The 13326-nt window shown below is 58.6% G+C and carries 11 protein-coding genes; 8 read left to right on the forward strand and 3 right to left on the reverse strand.

What is annotated here, in order from left to right; translation table 11 throughout:
• Window positions 1-216 precede the first annotated feature (216 nt).
• Window positions 217-2487: an ATP-dependent Clp protease ATP-binding subunit ClpA gene (gene clpA / locus K5E40_RS08795; RefSeq protein WP_221730378.1), complete on the reverse strand. Its 2271-nt coding sequence runs from the start codon at window positions 2485-2487 to the stop codon at window positions 217-219.
• Between the two features lie 30 nt (window positions 2488-2517).
• Window positions 2518-2901, reverse strand: coding sequence for an ATP-dependent Clp protease adapter ClpS (clpS, locus tag K5E40_RS08800; protein ID WP_016987405.1), 384 nt, complete (start codon window positions 2899-2901; stop codon window positions 2518-2520).
• Between the two features lie 224 nt (window positions 2902-3125).
• On the opposite strand from clpS, the gene K5E40_RS08805 reads away from it, so the two are divergent.
• Entirely contained in the window at window positions 3126-3416 is a 291-nt protein-coding gene (locus K5E40_RS08805) for a cold shock domain-containing protein (protein WP_221730379.1), read from the forward strand.
• 76 nt (window positions 3417-3492) lie between these two features.
• On the opposite strand, the gene icd is transcribed toward K5E40_RS08805, so the two are convergent.
• Window positions 3493-4749, reverse strand: a complete 1257-nt coding sequence (gene icd, locus K5E40_RS08810) for an NADP-dependent isocitrate dehydrogenase (protein ID WP_221730380.1) — start codon at window positions 4747-4749, stop codon at window positions 3493-3495.
• A 480-nt stretch (window positions 4750-5229) separates the two neighbouring features.
• Between icd and K5E40_RS08815 the strand changes: the two genes are divergently transcribed.
• The 7 genes from K5E40_RS08815 to K5E40_RS08845 all read left to right on the forward strand — a co-directional run bounded on the left by K5E40_RS08815 (window position 5230) and on the right by K5E40_RS08845 (window position 13096).
• Complete coding sequence (locus K5E40_RS08815) at window positions 5230-7455, forward strand: NADP-dependent isocitrate dehydrogenase (protein ID WP_221730381.1); 2226 nt, start codon at window positions 5230-5232, stop codon at window positions 7453-7455.
• 217 nt (window positions 7456-7672) lie between these two features.
• Entirely contained in the window at window positions 7673-8119 is a 447-nt protein-coding gene (locus K5E40_RS08820; RefSeq protein WP_221730382.1) for an NUDIX hydrolase, read from the forward strand.
• A gap of 59 nt (window positions 8120-8178) precedes the next feature.
• On the forward strand, window positions 8179-9303 hold the full coding sequence (gene mnmA, locus K5E40_RS08825) for a tRNA 2-thiouridine(34) synthase MnmA (protein ID WP_221730383.1): 1125 nt from the start codon (window positions 8179-8181) through the stop codon (window positions 9301-9303).
• On the forward strand, window positions 9300-9923 hold the full coding sequence (hflD, locus tag K5E40_RS08830) for a high frequency lysogenization protein HflD (protein WP_221730384.1): 624 nt from the start codon (window positions 9300-9302) through the stop codon (window positions 9921-9923). The genes mnmA and hflD overlap by 4 nt, the downstream gene beginning before the upstream one ends.
• Window positions 9924-10051: 128 nt before the next feature.
• Entirely contained in the window at window positions 10052-11422 is a 1371-nt protein-coding gene (gene purB, locus K5E40_RS08835; protein WP_221730385.1) for an adenylosuccinate lyase, read from the forward strand.
• Window positions 11423-11508: 86 nt separating this feature from the next.
• A complete protein-coding gene (locus tag K5E40_RS08840; protein WP_221730386.1) occupies window positions 11509-12678 on the forward strand; it encodes a cupin domain-containing protein in 1170 nt (389 codons plus the stop codon).
• A complete protein-coding gene (locus K5E40_RS08845; RefSeq protein ID WP_034155132.1) occupies window positions 12671-13096 on the forward strand; it encodes a GNAT family N-acetyltransferase in 426 nt (141 codons plus the stop codon). Before K5E40_RS08840 ends, K5E40_RS08845 begins: the two co-directional genes overlap by 8 nt.
• Window positions 13097-13326 lie beyond the last annotated feature (230 nt).

The following is a 13326-nucleotide window of genomic DNA, read 5'->3' on the forward strand; positions in this document are numbered from 1 at the left end:
CGATGCCCCCGGATCAATTCCGGAGCGAAGGAACCCGAGCCACAGCGAGTGCCGTACGTCAGGGTAAAGCCTTTTGGGTTACCTTTTCAGCGTTTGGAAAAGGTGACCCGCCGTAAGGGCGGAACCCCAAGACGCCGTTACCGCAGCAACGGATATACACCCACCCCCAGACAACAAAAAAGGCGCCCGAAGGCGCCTTTCGCTTGCAACCGGCCGTCAGGCCATTTCAGCGGTAGTCTCGAAGTCGAAGGTCATCTCACCGTCCTTAATGTCGATGTGAACCACACCGCCATGCTCGGCCAGTTCGCCAAACAGAATCTCCTCCGCCAACGGACGCTTGATCTTGTCCTGGATCAGACGCGCCATCGGGCGAGCACCCATTGCCGCGTCATAACCACCCGCCGCCAGCCAACTACGCGCCGCGTCAGTCACCTCCAGCAACACGCGCTTGTCTTCCAACTGCGCCTGAAGTTCAGTAAGGAACTTGTCCACCACACTTTTGATGACCTCATGACTGAGGCGACCAAACTGGATAATGGTGTCCAGACGGTTGCGGAATTCCGGTGTGAAACTCTTCTTGATCACTTCCATCGCATCAGACGAGTGGTCCTGATGAGTGAAACCGATCGAAGCACGAGCTGCCGTTTCGGCACCAGCGTTAGTGGTCATGATCACGATCACGTTGCGGAAATCCGCTTTGCGCCCGTTGTTGTCGGTGAGCGTACCGTGGTCCATCACCTGCAGCAGCAGGTTGAAGACTTCCGGGTGCGCCTTCTCGATTTCATCGAGCAGCAATACGCAGTGCGGCTGCTTGGTGATCGCCTCGGTCAACAGACCGCCCTGATCGAAGCCGACATAACCTGGAGGGGCACCAATCAGACGCGATACGGTGTGACGCTCCATATATTCGGACATGTCGAAGCGAACCAGTTCGATCCCCAACGCCTTGGCCAGTTGGCGCGCGGCTTCGGTTTTACCAACACCGGTAGGCCCTGCGAACAGGAACGAACCCACCGGTTTGTCAGGCGACTTGAGGCCTGCACGGGACAGCTTGATCGCAGTTGACAGCGAATCGATCGCCGCGTCCTGACCAAACACCGTCAGCTTCAGGTCACGCTCCAGGTTGCGCAGCAGTTCTTTGTCGGAACTGGTGACATGTTTCGGCGGAATCCGCGCGATCTTCGCCACGATATCTTCAACCTGCGGCACTTCGATACGCTTCACACGCTTCTCGATCGGCTGCAGACGCTGGTAGGCACCCGCCTCGTCGATCACGTCGATGGCCTTGTCCGGCATGTGTCGGTCATTGATGTAACGCGATGCCAGCTCAGCAGCTGCGCGCAACGATTCATCGCTGTACTCGATGTTATGGTGCGCCTCGAAACGACCTTTCAGGCCGCGCAGGATACCGATGGTGTCTTCCACCGACGGCTCGACGACATCGACCTTCTGGAAGCGACGCGCCAAGGCACGATCCTTCTCGAAGATGCCGCGAAATTCCTGGAACGTGGTCGAGCCAATGCAGCGAATGTCGCCAGACGACAGCAGCGGCTTGAGCAGGTTCGAAGCGTCCATGACGCCACCGGACGCAGCGCCAGCACCAATGATGGTGTGAATCTCGTCGATGAACAGGATCGCCTGAGGACGTTTTTTCAGCTCATTGAGCAACGCCTTGAAGCGCTTCTCGAAATCACCGCGATATTTGGTGCCCGCGAGCAGAGCACCGAGATCGAGCGAGTAAACAACGCTGCTGGCCAACAGATCAGGGACCTGGTTGTCGACAATGCGCTTGGCCAAGCCTTCGGCAATTGCGGTTTTACCCACGCCTGCCTCGCCGACCAACAGCGGATTGTTTTTGCGCCGCCGCGCCAGGATCTGCGCCACACGCTCGACTTCCGACTCACGGCCGACCAGCGGATCAATCCGCCCCTGACGCGCGAGTTCGTTGAGGTTGCTGGCATAAGCATCCAGAGGATTGCCTGAAGAAGAAGACTCACCGCCCTCGTCGTCCTGCATGTCTTGCTCACCTTCAGAGTGATCGCCATGCCCCGGCACTTTGGAAATGCCGTGAGCGATGTAATTGACGACATCGATGCGCGCAACGCTCTGCTGTTTCAGCAGAAACACTGCCTGACTCTCTTGCTCACTGAAGATTGCAACCAGCACATTGGCGCCAGTCACTTCGCGTTTGCCCGAGCTCTGTACGTGAAAAACAGCACGCTGCAGTACACGTTGGAAGCCCAGGGTTGGCTGGGTTTCGCGATCTTCGTCGTGAACGGGGATCAATGGCGTGGTGGAGTCGATGAACTCCTGCAGGTCATGCTTGAGTTTGTCGAGGTTTGCGCCGCAGGCACGCAAAACGGTGGCGGCAGCCTCATTGTCCAATAAGGCCAACAGGAGGTGTTCGACGGTCATGAACTCATGACGCTTCGAACGAGCCTCCTTGAAGGCAAGATTGAGGGTGACTTCGAGCTCGCGGTTTAACATAGCTTCACCTCATACCCAAGTGGTCGGCGATTAACCGTCCTTCTCGATTTCACAGAGTAGCGGATGCTGGCTTTCCCTGGCGTACTGGTTGACCTGCATGGCCTTTGTCTCGGCGATGTCGCGGGTAAACACTCCACATACTGCCCGCCCTTCTGTATGGACGGCCAGCATGACCTTGGTCGCCAGCTCGCGATTCAGGTTAAAAAACACCTCGAGCACTTCGACGACGAAATCCATCGGTGTGTAGTCATCGTTGAACAAAACCACCTTGTACATCGGCGGCGCCTGTAACGCAGGCTTTGCTTCCTGAACAGCAACGCCTGCCGAATCGTCGTCGTGCTCCTCTGGAAGATCCTTTTGGAGAAGCGGGCGATCCTGATTGAATGTTAGTCGAATCTGGCTGATTGCATGCATGGAAAGAAAGGTTCGTCAGTTGTGCAAATACAGTGGTGGGGGCGGCTGCACACGTTTTCAACTCCGACTGCCCGGTCACCTTGACTATCGGGAAAACGGTGTTACAACCAATAGAGCCCACAGTGGGTAAAAAAGATCCGCGGAGTCAATCCTTTTAACGGATTAGATTGCGGATGTCCTGGATGATACTCCAGCGTTGGAGTCTGTTGCAGAGGGATTTGAGCATGGCTGTCGTCGGCAAGGTGAAATGGTTCAACAATGCCAAGGGGTTCGGGTTCATCAATACCGACACCCGTGAAGGTCGAGACGAGGCTGGTAAAGAAATTGATTTCTTTGCGCACTACTCCGCCATTGAAATGGACGGGTATAAAACCCTCAAGGCTGGGCAGGCCGTAAGCTTCGTGATCGCTCAGGGCCCCAAAGGCCTGCACGCGGTCAATATTACAGCGGTCGTAGCCACAGAAGAAAAAGAAACGGTCCCGGACACCTTTCGAGAACAAAAAGTTACCAGCTGACGCGTCAAAACCTTCAGCCATAAAAAACCGCCCCTCTATTATCCGAGAGGGGCGGTTTTTTGCATGCTTGCAGTTCTTACATATGCGAGATCAGCGCATCACCGAAGCCCGAAGACGACACCAGTTTGGCCCCATCCATCAGACGCTCGAAGTCATAAGTCACGGTCTTGGCACTGATGGCGCCGTTGGTGCCCTTGATGATCAGATCCGCCGCTTCGGTCCAGCCCATGTGACGCAGCATCATTTCTGCCGAGAGAATCAGCGAACCCGGGTTGACCTGATCCTTGCCGGCGTACTTCGGCGCAGTACCGTGGGTGGCTTCGAACATCGCTACGGTGTCGGACAGGTTAGCGCCCGGCGCGATACCGATACCGCCCACTTCCGCCGCCAGAGCGTCGGAGAGGTAGTCGCCATTGAGGTTTAGGGTGGCGATCACATCGTATTCGGCCGGGCGCAGCAGGATTTGCTGGAGCATGGCGTCGGCAATGGCATCCTTGACGATCACGTTCTTGCCGGTTTTCGGGTTCTTGAACTGCATCCACGGACCCCCGTCGAGCAGGGTCGCGCCGAACTCTTCGGCGGCCACTTCGTAGGCCCATTCCTTGAAGGCACCTTCGGTGAACTTCATGATGTTGCCTTTGTGCACGATAGTCAGCGAATCGCGGTCGTTATCGACCACATACTGCAGAGCCTTGCGCGCCAGGCGCTTGGTGCCCTCGAGGGAAACCGGCTTGACGCCGATACCGCAGTTTTCGTCGAAACGGATCTTGGTGACGCCCATTTCTTCTTTAAGGAATTTGATGACCTTGGTGGCTTCCGGCGAACCGGCCTTCCATTCGATGCCAGCGTAGATATCCTCGGAGTTCTCGCGAAAGATGGTCATGTCGACGTCGCCAGGCTTTTTCACCGGGCTTGGCACGCCCTCGAACCAGCGCACCGGACGCAGGCAGACGTACAAATCGAGTTGCTGACGCAGAGCCACGTTCAGCGAGCGGATGCCGCCACCGACCGGGGTGGTCAGCGGGCCCTTGATGGAAACCACGTAATCCTTGACTGCGTCGAGCGTTTCCTGAGGCAGCCAAGTGTCCTGATCGTAAACCTGAGTGGCTTTTTCCCCGGCGAAGACTTCCATCCAGGAAATCTTGCGTTTGCCGCCGTATGCCTTTTGAACTGCAGCATCGACAACCTTGATCATCACCGGGCTGATGTCAACACCAATGCCGTCACCTTCGATGAAGGGGATGATCGGGTTATCTGGAACATTGAGAGAATGGTCTGCATTGACGGTGATTTTGTCGCCGACGGCTGGAACCTGAATCTTCTTGTAACCCATGCTGAACTCCATTGTTTGGATTGAACATCTGGCTTGGTTCGAGCGTAACCCAGTTAAATCAACACGCAAACCCTCTGTTCAAGGCGCAGGCACATCTCGTTTCGTACAACCCTGAAAGCAAAGGGAAAAGCGCCAAACTCAAGCATTGCGCAAGACTCTACGCCCCACCCCGCCCTGCGACCTTTAGACCAATGGACGAGATTCGATGCATATGAACCATCGGCAGATTGCCAGCTACCTATGTATAATGCCGCCCGCTGACCAAAGGGTCACGACGGCTGGCCTCTCTAGAACGAGACTTTCCGCCTGATTGGTTGAACTGTTACCGCAGTCCGACTGCTTGACGCTCAACGATGCACCCAACATCACCGCGAAGAATCTCGACATTCGGTTCATGGATGACTTTGAACGAACGCGCTTACCCGGCGCCCCTCGAGTTTCTGCGCACGCTTTAGCAAAGAAGAGAGAGTTAATCCGAATATGCCCACCCGCTCGAAGATCATCTATACCTTCACCGACGAAGCTCCAGCCCTCGCCACTTATTCCCTGCTGCCGATCATCGAGGCTTACACCGCCTCGGCCGATATCGCCGTGGAAACCCGCGATATCTCTCTTGCAGCGCGCATTCTGGCCAGCTTCCCCGAGCAACTGGGCGACAAAGCCGTAGCCGACCACCTCGCCGAACTGGGCGACCTGGCCGTTACGCCTGAAGCCAACATCATCAAGCTGCCGAACATCAGCGCTTCGGTTCCACAGTTGCAAGCCGCGATCAAAGAGCTGCAAGCTCAGGGTTACAACCTGCCGGACTACCCGGAAACCGTAATCAGCGATGCCGACAAAGACGCCAAGGCGCGTTACGACAAGGTCAAAGGCAGCGCCGTGAACCCGGTTCTGCGTGAAGGCAACTCCGACCGCCGCGCTCCGCTGTCGGTCAAGAACTACGCTCGCAAGCACCCGCACAAAATGGGCGCATGGGCCAAAGACTCCAAGTCCCACGTTGCTCACATGAGCACCGGCGATTTCTACGGCAGCGAAAAAGCCGCCCTGATCGACGCCGCTGACGCTGTGAAAATCGAACTGATCGCCAAAGACGGCACCACGACCGTCCTGAAAGAAAAAACCACCGTTCAGGCTGGCGAGATCCTCGACTGCGCCGTGTTGAGCAAAAACGCCCTGCGCGCGTTCATCGCCGCAGAAATCGAAAGTGCCAAGGCGCAAGGCGTGCTGCTGTCGGTTCACCTCAAAGCAACCATGATGAAGGTCTCCGACCCGATCATGTTCGGCCAGATCGTTGCCGAGTTCTACAAAGACGCGCTGACCAAGCACGCTGACGTGCTGGCCCAGATCGGCTTCAACCTGAACAATGGCATCGGCGATCTGTACGCTCGTATCAAGGCCCTGCCTAGCGATCAGCAAGCGCAGATCGAAGCCGACATGGCAGCGGTCTACGCCGCTCGTCCATCGCTGGCGATGGTCAACTCCGACAAAGGCATCACCAACCTGCACGTGCCGAGCGACGTTATCGTCGATGCCTCGATGCCTGCGATGATCCGTGACTCCGGCAAAATGTGGGGCACCGACGGTCAGTTGCACGACACCAAGGCTGTGATTCCAGATCGCTGCTACGCGACCATCTACCAGGCCGTGATCGAAGATTGCAAAGCCAATGGCGCCTTCGACCCGACCACCATGGGCAGCGTGCCAAACGTTGGCCTGATGGCGAAGAAAGCCGAAGAGTACGGCTCGCATGACAAGACCTTCCAGATCAAGGCTGACGGCGTGGTTCGCGTGACCGACAGCAAAGGCACCCTGCTGATGGAACAGGCTGTTGAAGCTGGCGACATCTTCCGCATGTGCCAGACCAAAGACGCGCCAATCCAGGACTGGGTCAAACTGGCCGTCAACCGCGCTCGCGCCAGCAGCACTCCGGCGATTTTCTGGCTGGACCCGATGCGCGCCCACGACGGCGTAGTGATCGAGAAAGTTCAGGCTTACCTGAAGGATCACGACACTGCCGGCCTGGACATCCAGATCATGGCGCCGGTCGACGCGATGAAGTTCACCCTGCAGCGCACCCGCGAAGGCAAGGACACCATTTCGGTGACCGGCAACGTACTGCGCGACTACCTGACCGACCTGTTCCCGATCATGGAACTGGGCACCAGCGCCAAGATGCTGTCGATCGTGCCACTGATGAACGGCGGTGGCCTGTTCGAAACCGGTGCCGGCGGTTCAGCACCGAAGCACGTGCAGCAACTGGTTGAAGAGAACTTCCTGCGCTGGGATTCGCTGGGCGAATTCCTGGCTCTGGCGGCGTCCCTCGAGCATTTGGGTGTGAACTACAACAACCCGAAAGCGCTGGTTCTGTCCAAGACTCTGGATCAGGCCACTGGCCAGTTCCTCGACAACAACAAGTCGCCGTCGCGCAAAGTCGGCAACATCGACAACCGCGGCAGCCACTTCTACCTGGCGATGTACTGGGCTCAGGCTCTGGCCGCCCAGACCGAAGACGCTGCGCTGCAAGCGCAGTTCGCGACGCTGGCCAAAACCCTGACCGAGAACGAGGCGACCATCGTTGCCGAGCTCAACGCCGTGCAGGGCAAGCCAGTGGACATCGGCGGTTACTACCACGCCAATGCCGAGCTGATCAGCAAGGCCATGCGCCCGAGCGCAACCTTCAACGCGGCGGTTGCTGCGCTGGTTTAAGGTTGTAAAGGGAACATCACAAACCCCGGCCCAGTGCCGGGGTTTGTTTTTGTGGCGTTTGCACCCATTTATCTTTGAAATACAAACCAATGTGGGAGCGGGCTTGCTCGCGAATGCGTCGGTTCAGCCAATAAAGATTTTGAATGACAAACCGCTTTCGCGAGCAAGCCCGCTCCCACAAGGGATTGGGCTTCAACCAATAAATTGAGGAAGGTTTATGGACTGGCTCCCCCACATCACCGTCGCCACCATCGTCGAGGACAACGGCCGCTTCCTGATGGTCGAAGAGCACAAAGCCGGGCGCAACGTACTGAATCAGCCCGCCGGCCATCTCGACCCGAACGAAACCCTGATCGAAGCCGCCATCCGCGAAACCCTTGAGGAAACCGGCTGGGACGTCGAACCGACCGGTGTGATCGGCATTTACCTGTACACCGCACCGAGCAACGGTGTGACCTACCAACGCGTGTGCTTCAGCGCCAAAGCCGTGGAGCACCACCCGGATTACCAGCTCGACGACGGCATCGTCGGCGCCAAGTGGCTGACCCGCGACGAATTAATCGCCCAGCGCGATAACTGGCGCAGCGAGCTGATCATCCGCTGCATCGATGACTATCTGGCCGGCCATCACTTCGGCCTCGAACTGATCCGCCCTTCTCTTTAGCCTTGAGGCCGTGAGCCTGATAGAATCGCGTCCTTTTTCAAGACACTCATTGAATCCCTATGCGTGATCCAGCCCCTTCTGACACATCCAAGAAGCGCGTCATTGTCGGCATGTCCGGCGGCGTGGACTCTTCCGTTTCCGCTCTTCTGCTGATCGAGCAGGGCTTTGAAGTGGAAGGCCTGTTCATGAAGAACTGGGAAGAAGACGACGGAACGGAATATTGCACCGCCATGGACGACCTGGCGGACGCTCAGGCCGTGTGCGACAAGATCGGCATCAAGCTGCACACTGCCAACTTCGCCGCCGAGTACTGGGACAACGTGTTCGAGCACTTCCTGGCCGAATACAAGGCCGGGCGCACGCCGAACCCGGACATCCTGTGCAACCGCGAGATCAAGTTCAAGGCGTTCCTCGACTACGCCATGATGCTCGGCGCCGAGCTGATCGCCACCGGCCACTACGTGCGCCGCCGTGACATCGATGGCCGCACCGAACTGCTCAAGGGCCTCGATCCGAACAAGGATCAAAGCTACTTCCTTCACGCCGTCGGCGGCGAACAGATCGCCAAGACCCTGTTCCCGGTCGGTGAACTGGAAAAGCCTGAAGTGCGCGCAATTGCCGAAAAATACGAGCTGGCGACCGCCAAAAAGAAGGATTCCACCGGGATCTGCTTTATCGGCGAGCGTCGTTTCAGCGACTTCCTCAAGCAATACCTGCCGGCACAACCGGGCGAGATCAAAACCACCGAAGGCGAAGTCATCGGCCGTCACCACGGCTTGATGTACCACACCATCGGCCAGCGCCAGGGCCTCGGCATTGGCGGCTTGAAAGATGCCGGCGATGAGCCGTGGTACGTGCTGCGCAAGGATCTGGACAACAACGAACTGATCGTCGGCCAGGGCAACAACCACCCATGGCTGTTTTCCAGCGCCCTGCTCGCATCCGAAATCTATTGGGTCAACCCGATCGATCTGAGCCAGCCGCTGCGCCTGACCGCCAAAGTGCGTTACCGCCAAAGCGACCAGGCCTGCACCCTGGAGAAAACCGCCAGCGGTTACCGCGCCGTGTTCGACGAACCGCAACGCGCGGTCACGCCGGGCCAGTCCGTGGTGTTCTATGACGGTGAAATCTGCCTCGGTGGCGGCGTGATCGAAGTCGCCGAGCCGTGGAGCGGCCAGGCATGAACCCGACTCAGGAGCAACTGACGGCGCTGGGCGGCGTGTTTCTCGCTGCCGTGCTGGTCGACCGGATCGCCAAGACCGGCCAGACCAACGAGGCCGGCCTGAGCTGCATGCTCGGCAGCCTGCTGGTGCGCGACCCGAAAGACACGCTGGACGTGTACGGCGGCGACGATATCAATCTGCGCGAAGGCTACCGCGCACTGATCGGCGCGCTTGAACGCGACCCGAGCACCTTGCAGCGCGAGCCGCTGCGCTATGCCCTGTCGATGCTCGGCCTTGAACGGCAACTGGCCAAGCGTGACGACATGCTCGACACCATCGGCAAGCGCCTGCCGCAGATCCAGTCGCAGGTCGAGCACTTCGGTCCGGCCCACGAAAATGTGGTTGCCGCGTGCGGCGCGCTGTACCAAGACACCCTGAGCACCCTGCGCCAGCGGATTCAGGTGCATGGCGACATGCGCAACCTGCAACAGCCGAGCAATGCCTCGAAAATCCGTGCCCTGCTCTTGGCCGGCATCCGTTCAGCTCGCCTGTGGCGTCAGCTCGGTGGGCATCGCTGGCAGTTGGTGATCAGCCGGCGCAAGCTGCTCAAAGAGCTGTATCCGTTGATGCGCAGCGAGTAAATCGCCGCGCAATAGAAAGCTTTGTAGTCTGTAACGCGTAATACGCCGGTCAGTTGGCAACGGACCGGCGGATTTTTTCATGTATGATACGCGCCCCATTTCGTTGCCCGACTGTCCGAGAACACCCCATGCAGCTCTCTTCGCTCACTGCGGTTTCCCCTGTTGACGGCCGCTACGCCGGCAAAACCCAGGCCCTGCGCCCGATTTTCAGCGAGTACGGCCTGATCCGTGCCCGCGCTCTGGTTGAAGTACGCTGGCTCCAGCGTCTCGCCGCCCACGCTGGTATCCCGGAAGTGCCAGCCTTCTCTGCCGAGGCCAACGCCGTTCTCAATGAACTGGCTGAGAACTTCTCGCTGGAGCACGCCGAGCGCGTCAAAGAGATCGAGCGCACCACCAACCACGACGTCAAAGCGATCGAATACCTGCTCAAAGAGCAGGCGGCCAAGCTGCCGGAGCTGGCCAAGGTCAGCGAGTTCATCCACTTTGCCTGCACCAGCGAAGACATTAACAACCTGTCCCACGCCCTGATGCTGCGCGAAGGCCGTGACGACGTGATGCTGCCGCTGATGCGCCAGACTGCCAACGCTATCCGTGAACTGGCGATCCGTTTCGCCGATGTGCCGATGCTGTCGCGCACTCACGGCCAACCGGCTTCGCCGACCACGCTGGGTAAAGAGCTGGCGAACGTGGTTTACCGTCTCGAGCGTCAGATCGCTCAAGTCGCTGCCGTGCCACTGCTGGGCAAGATCAACGGCGCTGTCGGCAACTACAACGCCCACCTGTCGGCCTACCCGCAGATCGACTGGGAAGCCAACGCCCGCGCCTTCATCGAAGACGAACTGGGCCTGGGCTTCAACCCGTACACCACGCAGATCGAACCGCACGACTACATCGCCGAACTGTTCGACGCCATTGCGCGCTTCAATACCATCCTGATCGACTTCGACCGTGACATTTGGGGTTACATCTCCCTGGGTTACTTCAAGCAGCGCACCATCGCCGGCGAAATCGGTTCGTCGACCATGCCGCACAAGGTCAACCCGATCGACTTCGAAAACTCCGAAGGCAACCTGGGCATCGCCAACGCACTGTTCCAGCACCTGGCGAGCAAACTGCCAATCTCCCGCTGGCAGCGCGACCTGACCGACTCCACCGTTCTGCGTAACCTCGGTGTCGGCTTCGCCCACAGCGTGATCGCGTATGAAGCCAGCCTCAAAGGCATCAGCAAGCTTGAGCTCAACGAGCAGAAGATTGCCGCTGACCTCGATGCATGCTGGGAAGTGCTGGCTGAGCCGATCCAAACCGTGATGCGCCGCTACAACATCGAAAACCCGTACGAAAAGCTGAAAGAACTGACCCGCGGCAAGGGCATCAGCCCTGAAGCGTTGCAGACTTTCATCGACGGCCTGGACATGCCAGCCCAAGCGAAAGCCGAGCTGAAGCAACTGACCCCGGCCAACTACATCGGTAACGCTGTAGCGCAAGCCAAACGCATCTGATCGACCGCTTGACCCGTTTGAGACGCCCGGCCGCGCCGGGCGTTTTTATTCCCGTCTGAAAAGTGCTTTTTTTCAATAGGTTACATATGAATTCCGATATTCCTCTTCAACTTCTGGGCGGCCTCACGGCGCGCGAATTCCTGCGTGACTACTGGCAGAAAAAGCCACTGCTGATCCGTCAGGCGATTCCTGATTTCGAAAGCCCGATCGACGCCGACGAACTGGCCGGCCTGGCCCTGGAAGAAGAAGTCGAGTCGCGCCTGGTGATCGAGCACGGCGAGCGCCCATGGGAACTGCGCCGCGGCCCGTTCGCTGAAGACGAATTCAGCAAGCTGCCGGAAAAAGAGTGGACTCTGCTCGTTCAGGCAGTCGATCAATTCGTGCCGGAAGTCAGCGAACTGCTGGAAAACTTCCGCTTCCTGCCGAGTTGGCGCGTTGACGACGTGATGATCAGCTTCGCCGCTCCCGGTGGCAGCGTGGGGCCGCACTTCGACAACTACGACGTGTTCCTGCTGCAAGGTCACGGCAAGCGCAACTGGAAAATCGGCCAGATGTGCGACTCCGAGAGCCCGCTGCTGCAACACGCGGATCTGCGCATCCTCGCCGAATTCCACGAAACCGAAGAGTGGGTTCTGGAACCGGGCGACATGCTCTACCTGCCGCCGCGCCTGGCCCACTGCGGCGTGGCCGTGGATAACTGCATGACCTATTCGGTCGGCTTCCGCGCCCCAAGCGCCTCTGAAGTACTGACCCACTTCACCGACTTCCTCAGCCAGTTCCTGACCGATGAAGAGCGCTACACCGATGCCGACGCGCAACCGGCGACCGATCCGCACCAGATTCAACACGATGCACTGGATCGCCTGAAGAGCCTGCTCGCCGAGCACATGAGCGACGAGCGCCTGCTGCTGACCTGGTTCGGCCAATACATGACCGAGCCACGCTACCCGGAACTCGTGGCCGGCCCGGAAGACGTCGAAGAAGAAGACTTCCTCAGCGCCCTGCAGGATGGTGCCGTATTGATCCGTAACCCGAGCGCACGCCTGGCCTGGTCGGAAGTCGATGACGATTTGCTGCTGTTCGCCAGCGGCCAGAGCCGTTATCTGCCGGGCAAATTGCGCGAACTGCTGAAACTGATCTGCGCCGCCGACGCCTTACACACCGACAACCTCGGCGAGTGGCTGAACGACGAAGACGGTCGTGGCCTGCTGTGCGAACTGGTCAAGCAAGGCAGCCTGGGGTTTGCCGATGAATAAAATTCGCGTACGTGTCGCAGACTGGCAGAAGGACATCGCCGAGATCCGGCGCATTCGTGAAACGGTGTTTATCGCCGAACAATCGGTTCCACCCGAGCTTGAATGGGACGCCGATGACGCGACCGCCGTGCATTTTCTGGCATTCGAAGGCGACTTTCCGATCGGCACTGCACGCCTGCTGCCCGATGGGCACATTGGCCGGGTTTCGGTGCTGAAAGACTGGCGTGGCATGAAGGTCGGTGACGCCCTGATGCAAGCGGTCATCGCTGAAGCTGAAGAGCGCGGCCTGAAGCAGCAGATGCTCAGCGCACAAGTGCAGGCCACGGCGTTCTATGAGCGCCTGGGTTTCAGCCTGGTCAGTGAAGAATTCCTGGAAGCAGGGATTCCGCATGTCGATATGGTTCGCCATTCGGCTTAAGACCGCGGCGCGGCTTTCGCTAGCAGGCTCGCCCCCACACTGGATCTGTGCCTGACGCACAATTTGTGTCCGCTGGAGATCTACTGTGGGAGCGAGCCTGCTCGCGAAGAGGCCAGCAAGAACACCACAAAACGCCCTGCCATTCTCGGATGCCGGGGCGTTTTGCTGTCTACGATTCAACTTGCCCCACCCCAGGCCGACAAACTGGCAATATCAAGCCTTCCGAAAGC

It is taken from the genome of Pseudomonas baetica, assembly GCF_019733355.1.
GTDB classification, from domain to species: Bacteria; Pseudomonadota; Gammaproteobacteria; order Pseudomonadales; family Pseudomonadaceae; genus Aquipseudomonas; species Aquipseudomonas baetica_A.

What these genes read in the sequence shown, in the direction of transcription:
- hflD (WP_221730384.1), top strand. Translation starts at nt 9,300, where the DNA reads ATGAACCCGACTCAGGAGCAACTGACGGCGCTGGGCGGCGTGTTTCTC.
- K5E40_RS08845 (WP_034155132.1), top strand. Translation starts at nt 12,671, where the DNA reads ATGAATAAAATTCGCGTACGTGTCGCAGACTGGCAGAAGGACATCGCC.
- purB (WP_221730385.1), top strand. Translation starts at nt 10,052, where the DNA reads ATGCAGCTCTCTTCGCTCACTGCGGTTTCCCCTGTTGACGGCCGCTAC.
- K5E40_RS08820 (WP_221730382.1), top strand. Translation starts at nt 7,673, where the DNA reads ATGGACTGGCTCCCCCACATCACCGTCGCCACCATCGTCGAGGACAAC.
- clpS (WP_016987405.1), bottom strand. Translation starts at nt 2,901, where the DNA reads ATGCATGCAATCAGCCAGATTCGACTAACATTCAATCAGGATCGCCCG.
- icd (WP_221730380.1), bottom strand. Translation starts at nt 4,749, where the DNA reads ATGGGTTACAAGAAGATTCAGGTTCCAGCCGTCGGCGACAAAATCACC.
- clpA (WP_221730378.1), bottom strand. Translation starts at nt 2,487, where the DNA reads ATGTTAAACCGCGAGCTCGAAGTCACCCTCAATCTTGCCTTCAAGGAG.
- K5E40_RS08840 (WP_221730386.1), top strand. Translation starts at nt 11,509, where the DNA reads ATGAATTCCGATATTCCTCTTCAACTTCTGGGCGGCCTCACGGCGCGC.
- K5E40_RS08805 (WP_221730379.1), top strand. Translation starts at nt 3,126, where the DNA reads ATGGCTGTCGTCGGCAAGGTGAAATGGTTCAACAATGCCAAGGGGTTC.
- mnmA (WP_221730383.1), top strand. Translation starts at nt 8,179, where the DNA reads ATGCGTGATCCAGCCCCTTCTGACACATCCAAGAAGCGCGTCATTGTC.
- K5E40_RS08815 (WP_221730381.1), top strand. Translation starts at nt 5,230, where the DNA reads ATGCCCACCCGCTCGAAGATCATCTATACCTTCACCGACGAAGCTCCA.